15 protein-coding genes and 3 pseudogenes are annotated in these 15,615 nt (G+C 71.0%); 6 read left to right on the top strand and 12 right to left on the bottom strand.

Annotation, left to right across the window (positions count from 1 at the left end; genetic code table 11):
• From AAHZ94_RS36430 to AAHZ94_RS12890, 4 genes and pseudogenes are all read right to left on the bottom strand, one after another.
• A pseudogene (locus AAHZ94_RS36430) lies at positions 1-1,183 on the bottom strand (thioredoxin domain-containing protein); the annotation flags it as partial.
• A gap of 165 nt (positions 1,184-1,348) precedes the next feature.
• Positions 1,349-2,335 (bottom strand): annotated as a pseudogene (locus AAHZ94_RS36425) (thioredoxin domain-containing protein); the annotation flags it as partial.
• 92 nt (positions 2,336-2,427) lie between these two features.
• Positions 2,428-3,468 (bottom strand): hypothetical protein, encoded by a 1,041-nt coding sequence (locus AAHZ94_RS12895; RefSeq protein WP_349992983.1) that lies wholly within the window; start codon positions 3,466-3,468, stop codon positions 2,428-2,430.
• Entirely contained in the window at positions 3,446-3,805 is a 360-nt protein-coding gene (locus AAHZ94_RS12890) for a hypothetical protein (protein WP_349992982.1), read from the bottom strand. Before AAHZ94_RS12890 ends, AAHZ94_RS12895 begins: the two co-directional genes overlap by 23 nt.
• Before the next feature lie 203 nt (positions 3,806-4,008).
• Here AAHZ94_RS12890 and AAHZ94_RS12885 point away from each other — a divergent pair, with 203 nt between their 5' ends.
• Together AAHZ94_RS12885 and AAHZ94_RS12880 are read left to right on the top strand one after the other, a co-directional pair.
• Entirely contained in the window at positions 4,009-4,281 is a 273-nt protein-coding gene (locus tag AAHZ94_RS12885) for a hypothetical protein (protein WP_349992981.1), read from the top strand.
• Positions 4,278-4,685, top strand: a complete 408-nt coding sequence (locus AAHZ94_RS12880; RefSeq protein ID WP_349992980.1) for a type II toxin-antitoxin system VapC family toxin — start codon at positions 4,278-4,280, stop codon at positions 4,683-4,685. The genes AAHZ94_RS12885 and AAHZ94_RS12880 overlap by 4 nt, the downstream gene beginning before the upstream one ends.
• 33 nt (positions 4,686-4,718) lie before the next feature.
• On the opposite strand, the pseudogene AAHZ94_RS12875 reads toward AAHZ94_RS12880, so the two are convergent.
• Positions 4,719-4,874: pseudogene (locus AAHZ94_RS12875) on the bottom strand (DUF255 domain-containing protein); the annotation flags it as partial.
• Between the two features lie 194 nt (positions 4,875-5,068).
• On the opposite strand from AAHZ94_RS12875, the gene AAHZ94_RS12870 reads away from it, so the two are divergent.
• Positions 5,069-5,635: a Uma2 family endonuclease gene (locus AAHZ94_RS12870; RefSeq protein WP_349992979.1), complete on the top strand. Its 567-nt coding sequence runs from the start codon at positions 5,069-5,071 to the stop codon at positions 5,633-5,635.
• Positions 5,636-5,869: 234 nt separating this feature from the next.
• Here the strand turns inward: AAHZ94_RS12870 and AAHZ94_RS12865 are convergent, their stop codons facing one another.
• Positions 5,870-7,018, bottom strand: coding sequence for an NAD(P)-dependent alcohol dehydrogenase (locus AAHZ94_RS12865; protein ID WP_349992978.1), 1,149 nt, complete (start codon positions 7,016-7,018; stop codon positions 5,870-5,872).
• 285 nt (positions 7,019-7,303) lie between these two features.
• Between AAHZ94_RS12865 and AAHZ94_RS12860 the strand changes: the two genes are divergently transcribed.
• Positions 7,304-7,930 (top strand): TetR/AcrR family transcriptional regulator, encoded by a 627-nt coding sequence (locus tag AAHZ94_RS12860; RefSeq protein ID WP_349992977.1) that lies wholly within the window; start codon positions 7,304-7,306, stop codon positions 7,928-7,930.
• 94 nt (positions 7,931-8,024) lie between these two features.
• Here AAHZ94_RS12860 and AAHZ94_RS12855 read toward each other — a convergent pair whose 3' ends face one another.
• The 3 genes from AAHZ94_RS12855 to mca form a co-directional block, all read right to left on the bottom strand.
• Positions 8,025-8,321, bottom strand: a complete 297-nt coding sequence (locus AAHZ94_RS12855; RefSeq protein WP_349992976.1) for a putative quinol monooxygenase — start codon at positions 8,319-8,321, stop codon at positions 8,025-8,027.
• Between the two features lie 581 nt (positions 8,322-8,902).
• Positions 8,903-9,154, bottom strand: a complete 252-nt coding sequence (locus tag AAHZ94_RS12850) for a hypothetical protein (protein WP_502964659.1) — start codon at positions 9,152-9,154, stop codon at positions 8,903-8,905.
• Positions 9,155-9,161: 7 nt separating this feature from the next.
• Positions 9,162-10,034, bottom strand: a complete 873-nt coding sequence (gene mca / locus AAHZ94_RS12845; RefSeq protein ID WP_349992974.1) for a mycothiol conjugate amidase Mca — start codon at positions 10,032-10,034, stop codon at positions 9,162-9,164.
• Positions 10,035-10,142: 108 nt separating this feature from the next.
• Here mca and AAHZ94_RS12840 point away from each other — a divergent pair, with 108 nt between their 5' ends.
• Positions 10,143-10,550, top strand: coding sequence for a DUF4307 domain-containing protein (locus AAHZ94_RS12840; protein WP_349992973.1), 408 nt, complete (start codon positions 10,143-10,145; stop codon positions 10,548-10,550).
• Between the two features lie 399 nt (positions 10,551-10,949).
• On the top strand, positions 10,950-11,447 hold the full coding sequence (gene greA / locus AAHZ94_RS12835) for a transcription elongation factor GreA (RefSeq protein WP_349992972.1): 498 nt from the start codon (positions 10,950-10,952) through the stop codon (positions 11,445-11,447).
• A 292-nt stretch (positions 11,448-11,739) separates the two neighbouring features.
• On the opposite strand, the gene AAHZ94_RS12830 is transcribed toward greA, so the two are convergent.
• The 3 genes from AAHZ94_RS12830 to ilvA all read right to left on the bottom strand — a co-directional run bounded on the left by AAHZ94_RS12830 (position 11,740) and on the right by ilvA (position 15,436).
• Positions 11,740-12,603, bottom strand: coding sequence for an ABC transporter permease (locus tag AAHZ94_RS12830; RefSeq protein ID WP_349992971.1), 864 nt, complete (start codon positions 12,601-12,603; stop codon positions 11,740-11,742).
• A complete protein-coding gene (locus tag AAHZ94_RS12825) occupies positions 12,600-13,706 on the bottom strand; it encodes an ATP-binding cassette domain-containing protein (RefSeq protein WP_349992970.1) in 1,107 nt (368 codons plus the stop codon). The genes AAHZ94_RS12830 and AAHZ94_RS12825 overlap by 4 nt, the downstream gene beginning before the upstream one ends.
• Before the next feature lie 539 nt (positions 13,707-14,245).
• Positions 14,246-15,436: a threonine ammonia-lyase gene (gene ilvA / locus AAHZ94_RS12820; RefSeq protein WP_349992984.1), complete on the bottom strand. Its 1,191-nt coding sequence runs from the start codon at positions 15,434-15,436 to the stop codon at positions 14,246-14,248.
• Positions 15,437-15,615 lie beyond the last annotated feature (179 nt).

Below are 15,615 nucleotides of genomic sequence, written 5' to 3'. Positions count from 1 at the left end.
GCGGCCACCCGCTGGGGGCCGGGGGTGGGGGCGCCGCTGGTGATGTGCGGCATGCCGTCGCCCGCGGGGCGGCGGTCGACCAGCGGCCGGTCCGCGAGGAGCGGGACTTCGTCGCCGCCGGGTTCGCCGACGGCGACCACCGCGCCCGGCGCCGTGCCGAGCAGCGCGGCGCGGTGCAGTCGCCGCGTCGCCGGGTCGTCGGCGGGCCCGATGACCGCCACCTCGCGCGGCCCGTCGAGCAGCGCCTCGGCCACGGCCAGGCCCCAGCCGATGAAGCGCGGGGCGCGGCCGGCGAGCGCGGTGACCACGCCGAGGGCGCGCTCGGCGGCCTCCCGGTGCGTGCTGCTGCCGGTGACCGCCGCGTAGCTGACGAGCGCGCCGGCCGCCGCCGTCCAGCCGGACGGCACGGCGTTGTCGGTCGGGTCCTGCGGGCGCCTGATCAGCGCTTCCGCGTCGTCGGCCGTGTCGAACAGGGCGCCGTCCGGGCCGGCGAAGTGCCGCAACACGGTGTCGAGCAGCAGCCCGGCGAACTCCACCCACACGCCCTCGCCGGTCACCGACGCCAGGGCGAGGAAGCCCTCGGCGACGTCGGCATAGTCCTCAAGGACGCCATCGTTAGTGCCGGGCACCCCGTCGCGCGAGGTCCGCACCAGCCGGCCGTGGTAGTCGAGGTGTACCCGCACCAACAAGTCGGCGGCCTCCACCGCCGCCGCCGTCAGGTCCGGGCGCTCGAAGTAGGCACCCACCTCGGCGAGGGCGGCGATCGCCAACCCGTTCCAGGCCGCCACGACCTTGTCGTCCCGCTCGGGCCGCGGCCTCAACTCCCGTGCAGCGAAAAGCCGTTGCCGCATCGAAGCAAGCAACTCCCCATCGACCAGCGGGGGGCCCACCCGCCCCCCCCCCCCCGGCGCGCCCCCCCCCCCCGGGGCCCCCCGGGGGCCCCCCCCCGTGCCGGGGGGCCCCCCACCCCCCGACACCCCACCCGCGTGCCCCCCCCCCCCCCCCCCCCCCCCCCCCCCCCCCGGGCCCCCCCCCCCCCCCCCCCCAACACGGAAGCGCCCTCCTCGAAGGTGCCCTCATCGGTCACCCCGAAGTACGCGGCGGCCAACTCCCCATCGGCCACGCCAAGTACCTCGCGCAACTGCTGCGGCGTCCACACGTAGAAGGCGCCTTCGGCGTGCGCGGCGTGGTCGGTGGGTGGGGTGTGGGCGGTGGGTGAGGCGGGCTCGTTGGGGGCGTCGGGTGAGGCGGATACGCCGGGTGCGGCAGGCACGCCGGGTGTGCCGGGTGAGGCAGACGCGCCAGGCACGGCAGGTGCATCGGACGCACCACCCACCCCAGGCTCCCCACCTGTCCCGGGCTCCCCGGGCACGGCACTATCCGCATCGAGCGCCGACGCGAACCCGCCCTCCCCCGTACGGAGTTCACGCACCAGGAATTCCGCGGTCTCCAGCGCGACACGACGCGCGAGGTCCGACCCCGTACTCCGCCACAGATGCGCATACACCCGGCAGAGCAACGCATTGTCATAAAGCATCTTCTCGAAATGCGGTACGACCCAGTCGGCGTCCACGGAATAACGTGCGAAGCCGCCCCCAACCTGATCGTACAAACCCCCACGCGCCATGGCCTCACAGGTGGCCTGCACCATTTGCAACGCGGCCTCGGACCCGGTCCGCGCATGGTGTCGGAGCAGGAATTCAAGCCCCATGGACGGCGGAAACTTCGGCGCCCCACCGAACCCACCACGCGCCGCGTCGAACTCCCGGGTGAGCCCCATCAGGGCCGCATGCAGATCGGCCGCCGCGGGCGGCGCGGGCGCATCGTAGGAAAGCGTCCGCCCGGCAAGATCCCGCACGATCCGCCCGGCCACCTCCCCCACCTCGTCCCGCCGCTCACCCCAGGCCCGGACCACCCCTTCCAGCACCTGCCGAAACCCAGGCATCCCGTGCCGCGCCCGAGGCGGAAAATACGTACCAAAGTAAAACGGCTCGGCATCCGGCGTAAGAAACACCGTCATCGGCCACCCACCCTGCCCGGTAGCCGCCTGCACCGCCTCCATGTACACCGCATCCACATCCGGCCGCTCTTCACGATCGACCTTGACGGACACGAAGTGCTCATTGAGATAGGCGGCGACGTCGCGATCGGCGAAGGATTCGCGCGCCATGACATGACACCAGTGACACGCAGCGTAGCCAACTGATAGCAGCACGGGTACATCGCGGTGTCGGGCTTCCTCGAACGCCTCCGGCCCCCACGGCCACCAGTCGACCGGGTTGTCCGCGTGCTGAAGCAGGTACGGGGACGTGGCGTGCGCGAGTCGATTGGACATGCCCCCCATCCTCGCGCACCCGACCCGAGCACTGCCCGTGCGCCACAGGCAACCGGGGTTGCGGGGTATGCCTCGGCCGTCGTCGCTCGCGCCTACGCCGAGGACGTACCCGCTGCGGTCCGGGCTGCGGACCGGGCCTTCCAGTAGGCGGCGGCGTCCTGTCCGTCCTGCAGCGCAGTGAACTCGCCGGTCCTCCGGGCGAGGGCGACGGCAGGCGCTTCGCCCTCGACGTACGACTCCAGGGCGATGTTGAGGGCGCCACCGCTGAGGAACTCGACGTACTCGCGCACGGACCCGACGATCGCGAAACCGGCGGGATTGCCGTGCGCCAGAGCGTTGCGCACGCGGCTCCGTCGCCCCTCCAAGACGATGCCTTGAGCGGCGTACCGCTCGACCAGGGTCCGGTATCCGGCGTGATCGCTCACGCTGGAGAACACCCGAGCGATCCAGGCGCGCTCGTGCTCGACGCGGCAGAGCGAGAGCAGATCGGCGGAGCGGTCGGCGACGAACAGGATCCATGGGCGCGACGGACTGTTCGCGAACCACTCCCGGGACAGCTCGTTGACTAGACCACTCCGGTTTCCTCCGCCGAGCAGGCACATCCCGACGGCTCGTCGCACATCCGCGAGCCACCGCGCATGCGGCCAGCGCGCGCCGAGCAGACCGAACACCTCGCCCGGTGCGAGTGCCGCGTACGCCGCGACGTGTTGCACCACACGGTCCGTGAGGGGGATGACACTGCGGATGTCCGCTGCGGAAGGCTCGCGCATCGCCATGTCACGACTGAACGGATGGTCAGCGGTGGTCTGCACTTCGATCGCGGCGGCGAGGAACCGTGGCAGGTCTTCGCGGGCGAGCGCCGAAGCGATGCGCGGACCGTGCTCTTCGATCGCTTTGGCGGTGATGCCCGCACCATAGTGGTCGTCAGGGAAACCCGTCTCGCGTCCGGGGAGCATGAAGCTCTGCGAGCCTGGGCGACCGGAACACAGGAGCCCGTGTTGGACAAGGTACGGGCGGATCCCGCCTGCGTTGTGGATGGCGACGTCGATGATGGTCTCGACGGTGCGGACAGCGCGGTCCACGGCATCGGCTGCCGTGGTGGTACCGAGGTCAACTCGGACCAGGAAGTCCACGTCGGATTCCTCGTCGACCAGTTCCGGGACTGCTGACGAGCCGCCCGAAGGCGCCTTGGAAGTCGGCGAGCGGTGTGGCGATGTGGGCCCGGAGCGCGGGACCGAGTGCCCGCGAGGACTCCTCCAGATCGCTGCGCAACGATGCACGGTTGGCCGAGTTCTTCCAGGCGTCGACTCCGCTGGCGAGCTCCAGCCATTCCAGGACCTCGTCCACGATCACGGTCAGGGGCAGAACGGTGCTTCCGCCGTGGCGCCGGTCAAGGGACGAGACGAGGGACTTCAACCAGCCCGGCGTGTCCGGGGGCCAATGATCGCTGACGTTGTAGTCGATCATCATGTCGCGGCCACCTCGCCTGCCGTCCTCGCGGCGAGCCGAGACGCCTGTCCCATCACTTCACCCTCAGAGTACGGGGAGAGCCCGGTCGGTTTGCTGCGGAAAGCTGTCGACTTCCGCAATCCGGATCGCGGAAGTACTGGCGGCGCCCGCGGATCGGTTCTTCAGCCCTCGCGGTGTAATAAAGGTTGTCGTACACTCTGAACGTGAAGCCGACCCGAGCCGGGACCACCGAGAACATCTCCGTGTCCATGCCCGTCGAGCTGGTCAGTGAGCTCCGCTCCCGAACCGGCCGCCGCGGCCTGTCCAGTTACATCACCGAGGCCGTCCGACACCAGCTCGCCATGGACGGACTCGCCGAGATCGTGGCGTCCCACGAGGAGGAGCACGGCGCGCTCACGGAGCAGGAGATCGAAGCCGCTCGTCGTGAGCTGTTCGGAGACGTGAACGCGGAGGATGTCGAGCGGGGCGCCGCGTGAAGGAGCAGCCGGCCCGCTCGCTGGTGCTCGACTCCGAGGCGCTCTCCCTGCTCCTGCGCAACGACCGCGGTATGGCGGCTCGCATCGAGGCCTCCCGGCAGGCCGGGGTTCCCGTCCTCGTGTCCGCGCTGACCATTGTTGAAGCCGTACACGGGAAGACCGATCTGGCGCGCTTGAAGTTGGTGCTCTCCCGGCTACGGGTGGAACCGGTCAGCCAGGATGACTCCCTGACAGCGGTGAAGCTGCTACAGGACGCAGGCGGGCTGCACGGTCATAAGTACGCGATCGACGCCCTCGTCGCCGCGCTCGCGCTCCGCGTCCCGGCCCCCGTGATCGTCCTGACCTCCGACCGGGACGACTGGTCGAAGCTCTGCGGCAAGCGCGTCATCATCAGAGACGTGTAAGCACCATCGACTACTGGGTCTGTGCATTCACTGGCACCCATGACACGCAGCGTAACCAACTGAAAGCAACACGGGCACATCCCGCCGCTTCGCTTCCTCAAACGCCTCCGGCGTCCAGGGCCACCAGTCGACGGGATTGTCGGCGTGCTGAAGCAGATAAGGCGAGGTCACACCAGCCAACCGGTTCATGCGGCCAGCCTCTCACAGCGTCTGCCACGACCGGCGAACACTGATGAGCCCGTTTCGCTTCGCCGAATTGCGCTTACGCGCCATGACGTGGTGGGCGGCTACGCCCCTTCCGATTCGGGCAGCCCGGCACCTTGAAACAGTAGGCTTGGCGCAGCAGCGCCGGACCTGCCGAGGTCTCTCGAAGGAGGTACACCATGACCGCCGAGATGGTGGCGCCCGCGTGGATGCATGCGCAGATCAGCGCGGAGCAGTACGACTCCTGGTCCGAGGAGCAGTGTGCCGGCATCGAGATCGTGGACGGGATGGTCGTCGTGAGCCCGAGCGCCTCCAAGCGCCACAACCGGCTGGCCCGCATCCTGGCCAACGCCTTGGACGCCGCCGCGGGCCCGGACTGGAACGCGGACACGGACTTCGACGTCCGCCTACAGGATGTTCCGCTCACCAACCGCCGTCCTGACGTCATCGTCTACCGGGCGGAGACCATCGACCTCACGCCCACCCGCCCCGAACACGTACTCCTGGTCGTCGAGGTCGTGTCGCCCGGCTCGGAGACCACGGACCGGATCGTGAAGGTGGACCAGTACGCCAAGGCGGGTATCCCCTTCTACTGGCGCATTGAACAGGCCGCCACCGGTGTCCCCATCGTGTACACCTACGTCCTCGACCCCGCCACCAAGACTTACCGAGACGGCGAGATGTTCACCGGCACAGTGAAGGCCAGCGCACCTTTCTCCATCACGGTCGAACTTGGGGATATTTGAGAAACGAAAAGTCGCTCGTCTTCGAAATTTGACCGGCTTGCCCCGCGAGCTCCCGTCTTGCGATGTGCACGAGCTCGTTAGGAAGACGCTTCCTGGACTGGACTCCACCGGGAAGAAAAAGCAGGCCCCTGAGAGCCTGGCGCGAAAAGCCCCCCCCCCGAAGCGGAATCACGGTGCGAGGTTGCGCCGGCGTCGGGCCCGGTGGAGGGCCCCCGCGCGAAGGTTGAATCGCCCTCACCCCCCAACCACCAACTTCCCCACCACCCGCCCCGCCCGGCTCTCCTCCATCGCCGCGTGGATGCCCTCCAGGGTCAGGGGGAAGGAGCGCGCGACGTGTACGCGGAGTTGGCCGTCGGTGACCAGGGTGTTGGCTCGGCGCAGCAATGCTTCGGAGGACTTGAGGAAGACGGGGACGTACTTCGTGCCGCGGGGGCCCGCGCCGCGTAGGCGGCGGGTGGTGATCGTGGTGAGGAGGCGGGCCGCGGAGGCGGGGGTGACCGGGCCGTCCTCGTCGCGGGCGATCGTGAGGAAACGGCCGCCCGGGCGCAGCACGCGCTGGGCGCGGAGCCACTGTTCGCGTCCGCCGACGCAGTCGATCACCACGTCGAAGGAGTCCGCGCCGAAGCGCGCCGCCACGTCCGTCGTCTCCCTGTCGATCGTCTCGTCGGCGCCCAGGGACCGTACGAAATCCTGGTTGCGGGCGCTGGCGACGCCCAGTACGAACGCGCCGGCCGCGCGCGCCAGTTGTACGGCGAGGTGGCCGACGCCGCCGGACGCGCCGATCACCGCAACCCGGGTTCCGGCCCCGACCTGGCCACGATCCATGCAGGTCAGCGCCGTCTGTACGGCCAGTGGGAGGGCTGCGGACTCGGCGAAACCGAGGCCGGGCGGGGTGTGCGCGAGCAACCGCGCGGGCACGTTGACGTACTCCGCCGCACCGCCCCCGCCGATCTCGTTGTCGGCGTGCACCCGGTCGCCCACGCGGAACGGGCGGGCCGCTGCGGCCGGCCGCCCCGCCGCACCGGCCCGGTCTCCCACCGCGCCGGCCCGGCTTCCCGCCGCACCGGCCCGGCCGCCCACCGCGGCCACCCCCTCCCCCACCGCGGTGACGACGCCGGCGAGGTCGAACAGTGGCGTGAACGGGAAGCGGCGGCGGGTGATGAGGCGGCGGTTCCCCTCGATCATCTGCCAGTCGATGGGGTTGACCGCCGCCGCCCGCACCCGGACCTGCACCTCCTGCGGCCCTGGCGGACGGACGGGCAGCGCTTCGGCGAGCGCGAGCACCTCGCGCACCGGGCCGTAGCGGCGCTGCACGATCGCCCGTTGCGTGGTCGGTACGGGCGGGTGGGGTGAGGGGGACGGGTTGGACTGGTGGGGCGTCATCCGCTGGCCCCCTCGCAGCGCGGCCGACCCGCGGGGCAACCCGGCACGGAACGGGCGACGCGCAGGCGAGGCGCGCCTTTCACCGAAGTCGAAGCCGAAGCCGAAGCCAAAGCCGAGGGCGAAGCTGGAATCGGGACCGGGACCGGAGCCGGAGCTGAAGTCGGAGCTGAAGTCGGGATCAGGGCTGGGACCAGGTCCACCCCGAGCGTTACTAAACCCATAGACAAGTACTGTACGGCAAGTTCAGTAGTGGGCACCCAGGCCGCCCGGGGCTATCCTCAGCACATGGCGAAGTCGAAGGCGAAGGCGTCCGGTCGACCCGTAGACGGCCCCGTAGACGGACCCACAGCCGGGCCCGTAGATCCGCGTGTGGCGCGCACCCGGCGCGATGTGATCCGAGCGAGCGCCACCTCGCTGCTGGAAGAAGGTTGGGGCGCGACGACGCACGCCGAGGTCGCGCGCCGTGCTGGGTACTCGAAGGCGACGCTCTACGCGCACTGGCCCACCTCCGCCGACCTGATGCGCGATGCCATCGCCCTGATCTGCGAGGACGCCACCCACCCGGCGGCCAGCGGAGACCTCCGCGCGGATCTGCACACCGCGCTTGGCGCCCTCGCGCTGACGCTGTCGGACGGTCGGTACGACCGTTTGATGGCGGGTGTCATCGAACGCGCCGCCGACGACGAGGGCGCCCGCGACCTCAGGGACCGCCTCTACGCGAGCGCCACCACGGGCATCCGCACCGCCCTCACCGCCCATCTGGCACCCGAAGACGTCGAACCCTGCCTCGCCATGCTCGTCGGCGCCGTCCTAGTCCGGGCCACCTACGAGGGGCGGGCGGTCACCCCGGAGTTCCTCGCGGACATCGTCGAGCGGGCCGTGGGGCGGGGTGGGGAGGCGGGGGAACGCTGAGGCGGCGGTGTTGCGGTGGGTGGCACCGCGTGGGGGCCCGTCGGGCTCGTACCGCCTGCGTCTTGGTTCCCGTCGCGCTCCCCCTACTCCCCAATTACTCGCCGTGCCCCAGCAAGTCGCTCGGGTGAACCTCGCGTTCGACGCGCGGTGTGATGTCCGGGAGGTAGATCTTCTGGATGGCGGCGCCGGCGCCGTGGGTCTCCCAGAGTTCGCGGGGGGCCCAGCGTTCGACGAGGACGAAGCGCGTCGGGTCGTCCGGGGAGTGGTGCGCCTCCCAGGACACGCAGCCCTCCTCGGCCAGGCAGAGCGGGCGCATCCGGGTCAGGGCGTCGGCCACCGCGGGGACGTCCTCGGCGGCGGTGACACGGATGATGACGATCAGGTCGAACATCGTTGCTCCTCGCAGGGGGGAAAGCCGGGCACGTATGACGGGGATCGCCTACGGAGGGGACGGCGTACGACGCGTACGACGTGGGTCGCGTACGACACGTACGGGGAGGGCCGCGTGCGCGAAGGGCGCCCGGGCGGCTTCCGGGCAGCGGCTGGTGCGGGCGCGGGACATTCCCCGGGTGAACGTCACTGGATGAACATCACTGGGTGAACGCCACTGGGGTGGACGTCACGCGGATCGGCGAAGCCGGCGGGGTGCGTATCCGTCGCCGGGCGGTCGGCGGGGTCGGCCGCCGCAGGCGACATGCGGTGCCATGCGGCGGGCGGTGCCATGCGGCGCCAGGTGCTTCGGGAGCCGGCGGCGCCACGTACTTCCGATGCCATGCGGCGCCAGGCGCTTCCGGTGCCGGCGGCGCCCAGCAGGCACGACGTGGTCGAGGGACGGCCGCCCGGGGGCGACCTGAGCGACACGGTCAAGGTGAGCGCGCTCGAATTCGGGTGGGTTCCCCGTCGTCGGACGAGGGACCCGGTGCCCCGTCGGGGACGGGGTGCCCGGTGGTTATCCGTGCGCGCTCACGCTCGCTAGTTGCTCGACTGCTGGGCCGCGCGGCCCCGCTCGACGCCGCCCTGACCTGCGTCGATCGGGCCCTCGTCGAAGTCGACCTTCTTCATGTGCCGATTCATGGACTTCATCAGGAACCACACGGCGACGCCGATGACCGCGAAGACGATGAAGCCGAGTACGCCAGGGGTGACCTTGTTGTTGTCCACTTCCTTGGCGAGCTCGAACACCGGAGACGCGTGGGTCAGGGCGAGGGTGCTAGTCGCGGTCATCATGGCGTCAATTGTTGCGGATGCCCGCGAAGAGGTCGTCCTCGGGGAGGGATGTCGCCACGCGTGACTGCGCGAGCTCGTACTCCTCCGTCGGCCAGACCTCCTTCTGGATCTCCATCGGGACCCGGAACCAGCCGCCGTCCGGATCGATCTGCGTACGGTGCGCGATCAGCGCCTTGTCACGGATCTCGAAGAATTCACCGCAGGGCACGTACGTGGTCAACTCGCGCTCGCGCTTCTGGAACTCCTTCCAGCGCTCCAGCCAGTCCCCGTACGGAGATTCGAGACCGCGCGCGAGCAGCGCCTCGTGCAGGGCGACGGTGCGCGGGCGGTTGAAGCCCTGGTTGTAGTAGAGCTTCAGCGGCTGCCAGGGCTCGCCCGCCTCCGGGTAGCGGGAGGGGTCGCCCGCGGCCTCGAACGCCACCATCGTGATCTTGTGGGTCATGATGTGGTCGGGGTGCGGATAGCCGCCGTTCTCGTCGTAGGTCGTGATCACCTGCGGCTTGAACGAACGGATCAGCTTCACCAGCGCGCCGGCCGCCTCGTCGACGTCCTGGAGCGCGAAGCACCCCTCGGGCAGCGGGGGCAGCGGGTCGCCCTCGGGGAGCCCGGAGTCCACGAAGCCGAGCCACTCCTGCTGCACCCCCAGGATCTCGCGGGCCTCGTCCATCTCCTTGGCGCGCACCTCGTGGATGTTCGCCTCGATGTACGGGTCGCCCTGGAGCTTCGGGTTGAGGATGGAGCCTCGCTCACCACCTGTGCAGGTGGCGACCAGCACGTCCACCCCCTCGGATACGTACTTGGCCATGGTGGCCGCGCCCTTGCTCGACTCATCGTCGGGGTGAGCGTGAACGGCCATCAGTCGTAGCTGCTCAGTCAAGACTCGATCCTCAGTCCTTGGTCAAAGAAGACGCCTCCTATAGTGACCGAAGCTGGGCGGGAATAATTCCGAGATTTTCAACCAGCGGGCTGAGCAGGAGGAATGATCATGGCGTCGGTGCGCGATGCACGACCGGACGGGCGTTACGGCCGCTCCGCAGACGAGCGCGCGGACCGCAAGTTGAAGATCATCGGGGCGACGCTCGGCGTCGCGCTGCTCGGCGTCGTCGGGTGGGTCGGGTACTCCTACATCGCCGGGCAGGACGTCAGCGGCCGGGTCATCGCCTTCAAGGTGGTCTCCGAGCACGCCGTCGAGGTCCACCTTGAGGTGCGCAAGGACCCGGGTGACACGGGGGTGTGCACGGTGCGCTCGCAGGCCGAGGACGGCGCCGAGGTCGGCCGCAAGGACTTCACCTTCGACCAGCGGCAGAAGCAGGTGGACGAGGTCGTGACGCTGCGCACGACCCGGCGCGCGACCAATGCGGAACTCGTCGAGTGCACGGGCGCCGGCGGCTGAGCGTCCCGCTGCGACCCGTTACGCGAGGTTGCGTTGCGTGTGTTGCGTCGCATGACGTTGCGGTGGGGCGCTGATCTGTGGGCGGCTCGCCTCGTGCGGGTGGCGCGGGTCCGGCGGGCGCACCCCCCCTAGAGTCGGCTCCGTCACCTCGGCCCCTTCCGTCGGGCCTCCCGCGCAATGCTCCTTTACGTGCTGTTTGCCCTGGTGGTAGGGGGTCTTGAGGGGTGGAGGGACCCCGGGCCCACCCCTTTCTGACGGGTTTCCCGTGCATTCAGGCCCTTCCCTTCTCCCCCTTTCCGCGCGGAATTGTTAGGCTCGTGGTTTCGCCCACCTTTGAAGGTGCACCCTTTGGAGGAGGGCGTTCATTTGTATTCCCCCAAGCACCGACGAGGAGCACCTGTGACCCAGACCAGCGACAACGTCACCTGGCTGACCCAGGAGGCGTACAACCAGCTCAAGGCCGAGCTGGAGTACCTGTCGGGTCCCGCGCGGGTCGAGATCGCGAAGAAGATCGAGGCCGCCCGCGAAGAGGGCGACCTGCGGGAGAACGGCGGTTACCACGCCGCCAAGGAAGAGCAGGGCAAGCAGGAGCTTCGCGTGCGCCAGCTCACTCAGCTTCTCCAGAAGGCGAAGGTCGGCGAGGCACCCGCGGACGACGGCGTGGTGGAGCCGGGCATGGTCGTGACGATCGCCTTCGACGGCGACCCGAATGACACCCTCACCTTCTTGATGGCCTCGCGTGAGTACGCGAGCGGGGACATCGAGACGTACTCGCCGCAGTCGCCGCTCGGCACCGGCGTGACGGGCAAGAAGGTGGGCGACGAGGCGCAGTACGAGTTGCCGAACGGGCGCACCGCGTCCGTGAAGATCCTCGCGGCCAAGCCCTACCAGGGCTGAGCCACCGCGACGGGCCCGCGCCCCGGCCCACCGGGCCGGGCCCCGCGGACCGCCGCCCGGCGGCCCCCCCCGGGGCGCGGCCACCCGCGACGGACCCGACGACGAACCCCCCGACGCCCGGCGGCGGGGGTTCGGTCGTTTTCGATCGCTTTCAGTTGCTTTCGGCGAGGTGCGGCGGGGTGTGGCGCCTGCTGCCGGCCGAGGGTGCTGCGCTCGCCCGGGCCGGGGTGCCGGCCGGGGATCGTGCCCACTCCGCCCGGCCGGGGCGCCGGTCGCGGGCCGAGGGGTGTCCTCAGGCCGCGGCCGAGCGGTACTTGCGGACCGCGAGCGTGCGGAAGAGCACGATGATCACGACCGACCACAGCACCGACGCCAGCACCGGGTGCTCCATCGGCCAGGCGTCCGACGGCAGTCCGTCAGGGTTCCCGAAGAGTTGGCGACAGGCGAGCACGGTGGCACTGAACGGGTTCCAGTCCGCCACGTGCTGCAAGAAGGTCGGCATGTTGTCGGTCGGCACGAACGCGTTCGACACGAACGTGAGCGGGAACAGCCAGATCAGGCCACCCGAGGTGGCCGCCTCCGGGGTGCGTACCGACAGGCCGATCAGCGCGCCGATCCAGGAGAACGCGTACCCGAGGAGGAGCAGCAGCCCGATCGCGCCGATCGCCTTCGGTATCCCGTCGTGCACCCGCCAGCCGATGATCAGCGCGACGACGACCAGCACCACCACGGTCAGCGTGGTCTGTACGAGGTCGGCCAGGGTGCGCCCGGTGAGGACCGCGCCACGGGCCATCGGCAGCGAGCGGAACCGGTCCACCAGCCCCTTGTGCATGTCCTCCGCGATGCCGGCGCCCGCGCCGGCCGTGGCGAAGGTGACGGTCTGCGCGAAGATGCCCGCCATCAGGTACTCGCGGTAGTCCGCGGCGTCGTTGCCCGGCTGACCCGGTACGGGGATCGCGCCGCCGAAGACGTACGCGAACAGCACCACGAACATGATCGGCTGGATCAGGCCGAAGATCACGACCTCGGGTATCCGGGCCATTCTGATCAGGTTCCGCCGGGCCACGACCAGGGAGTCCCTGGCCGACTGGACCAGGCCGCCCTGCGGGCGCGGGCCCGTCGTCTTGCCCAGTGCGGGGGTGACCGTACTGCTCATTTCGCCGCCTCCCCGTGGCGCTCGGCCGTCGCCGTCCCGGCCGTGTCCTCGGTGTCCTTGGTGTCCTTGGTCGTGCCGGTGTCCGTACCGGCGCCTGCTGCGGGGTCCGTGCCGGCCGTGGGGTCCGGGCCCTTGCCGGCCGTCGGGCCGGTGCCGGGTTCTGCTTCGGCCGCGTGGCCGGTGAGGGAGATGAAGACGTCGTCCAGGGTGGGGCGGCGCAGGCCGATGTCGTCGATCTCGATGCCGCGGGAGTCGAGTTCGCGGATCACCTCGGCCAGCAGCTTGGCGCCGCCGGTGACCGGCACCGTGACCCGGCGGGTGTGGTTGTCGACGCTGGTGCTGCCCTTGCCGAGGCGGCGCAGCACCTCGGTCGCGGCGGTGAGGTGGGCCGGGTCGTGCACGACGACCTCGACCCGTTCGCCGCCGGTCTGCGCCTTGAGCTGGTCGGACGTGCCCCGGGCGATCACCCGGCCGTGGTCGACGACGCAGATGTTGTGGGCCAGTTGGTCGGCCTCCTCCAGGTACTGCGTGGTGAGCAGCAGCGTGGTGCCGCCCGCGACGAGTTCCTGCATGATCTGCCAGAGCGCCTGTCGGTTGCGCGGGTCGAGACCGGTGGTGGGCTCGTCCATGAACATCACGGGCGGGCGGACCACCAGGGCCGCCGCCAGGTCGAGCCGGCGCCGCATGCCGCCCGAGTACGTCTTGGCGGTGCGGTCGGCGGCCTCGGTGAGGTTGAAGCGCTCCAGCAGTTCGACCGCGCGCGCCTTCGCCTCGCGGGCCCGCAACTGGTAGAGCTGGCCCACCATCTGCAAGTTCTCACGGCCCGTCAAATACTCGTCCACGGCGGCGAATTGGCCTGACAGGCCGATCACGTGTCGGACCTCGTTGGGGTGCTTGAGCACGTCGATGCCGGCGACCGTGGCCCGGCCGCTGTCGGGGCGGAGCAGGGTGGTCAGCACCCGCACCGCGGTGGTCTTGCCCGCGCCGTTGGGGCCCAGTAGGCCGAGCACGGTTCCTTCGGGGACGTCGAGGTCGACGCCGTCCAGAGCCCTGACCTTGCCGAAGGTCTTCACCAGACCTTCGGCGTAGATGGCACCTGGCATGAGGCTTCTCCCAGAGTGGCTGGTCTTCTCGAAATTGCTTCGCGTTTTCTTCGGGCTTCTTCGAAACTCGTCGGGGGCTTGCGGGACTTGGGGTGACGGTGGGCGGCGGTCTGACGGCGACCCGCGTGTGAGGGGCGTACGGGCCCTGTGGCGGGGATCGGCTCGCCCGCACCCCGCTCGCCCCTCGCTCCCGCCCGGCGCGACCCGGTCCGCTCCGCCCGCCCGGCGCGCCGCCGGTGGCCGCCCGCTGCGGCCGGGAGCATCGCCCGGGGAAGTCAAGCGATCACCGTTATAGCAGACACACGATATATCGCGTCAATCCTTGCGACAGTATCGCGTTGATACTCCACGGTACGTCCGCATCGATCACCCCGCATGCCGTGGCCGCACCGACGCCGCGGCCGACCCCGCGACGCCCCGTCCCCACCTCGCGACGCCCGGTCTCGGTGCCGCAGTACCGACGGGCCCGGCGCCACCCGGCCGGCAGCGGGGCAGCCGGGCCAACCACGCCCCGCGCCCCCACACCCACGCCCAGCGGGCTAGCCCAACACCCCGTACCCCGCCGCCCGCAGCGCCGACGTCACCTCCGCGCAGTGGGCCGTGCCCTTGGTCTCCAGGTGCAGTTCGACCTCCACTTCGGCGAGTCCGAGCCGCGGATCGGTGCGTACGTGGCCCACGTCGAGCACGTTAGCGTCCACCACTGACAACACCCGGAGCAGCGAGGCCAGGGCGCCGGGGCGGTCGGGCAGGCGGACCCGGAGCGAGAGGTAGCGGCCGGCCGCGGCCATCCCGTGCCGGAGCACGCGCTGCAACAGCAGCGGGTCCACGTTGCCGCCCGAGAGCACGGCCACCACCGGCCCGGCGAAGGCGTCCGGCGCGGCGAGCAGCGCGGCCACCGGGCTCGCCCCGGCCGGCTCCACCACCAGCTTCGCCCGTTCGAGGCAGAGCAGCAGGGCGCTGGCGAGGTCGTCCTCGGTGACCGTACGGATCTCGTCGACGAGGTCGCGGACGAGCGGGAAGGTGACGTCGCCCGGGCGGCCGACCCGAATGCCGTCGGCCATGGTGCCGGGCGCGGTGAGCGCGACCGGGTGGCCGGCCGCAAGCGACGGCGGGAACGCCGCCGAACCCGCCGCCTGCACCCCCACCACCCGCACGTCGGGCCGCAGCGCCTTGACCGCCACCGCGATGCCGGCCGCGAGCCCGCCGCCCCCGATCCCCACCACGACGGTGCGCACCTCGGGGCACTGGTCCAGGATCTCCAGGCCCACCGTGCCCTGGCCGGCGATGACGTCGGGGTGGTCGTAGGGGTGGATGAAGACCGCGCCGCTCTCGCGCGCGCAGGCGCGCGCGGCGTCCAACGCCTCGTCCAGCACCTCACCGCGCAGCCGCACGTCGGCGCCGTACTCGCGGGTCGCGGCGACCTTCGGCAGCGGCGCGCCCTCGGGCATGAACACGGTCGAGTCGACGCCGAGCAGCGAGGCCGCGAGCGCGACGCCCTGTGCGTGGTTGCCGGCGCTGGCCGCGACCACGCCGGCGGCCCGTTCCGCGGCTGTGAGCCGGGCGATCCGCACGTACCCGCCGCGCACCTTGAAGGAGCCGGTGCGCTGGAGGTTCTCGCACTTGAGGTGCACCGGCGCGGCCACCAGCCGGCTCAGGAAGCGGCTGCCCTCAAGCGCGGTCACCCGGGCCACCCCGGCGAGCGTCCGGCTGGCGGCGCGCACCGATTCCAAGGTGACGCGTGTGGCGGGAGAGGGGGCCGGCTCCGGCCGGTCGCCGGCGTGGGCGGCGGCTCCGGGCGCCCGGCGGGCCGCCGGCGCGCGCGCCGGGGGGGGGGCCGCGCGGCGCGCCGGGGGGGGGGGCCCGGCGGGGGGGGGCCGGGGGGGGGCCCCGGGGGGGCGGGGGCGGGGGG

The sequence above is a fragment of the Streptomyces sp. HSW2009 genome, assembly GCF_040240285.1.
Lineage (GTDB): Bacteria > Actinomycetota > Actinomycetes > Streptomycetales > Streptomycetaceae > Streptomyces.
The sequence above is the reverse complement of the archived record's forward strand: the minus strand, read 5'-3'. Positions and strand labels throughout refer to the sequence as shown.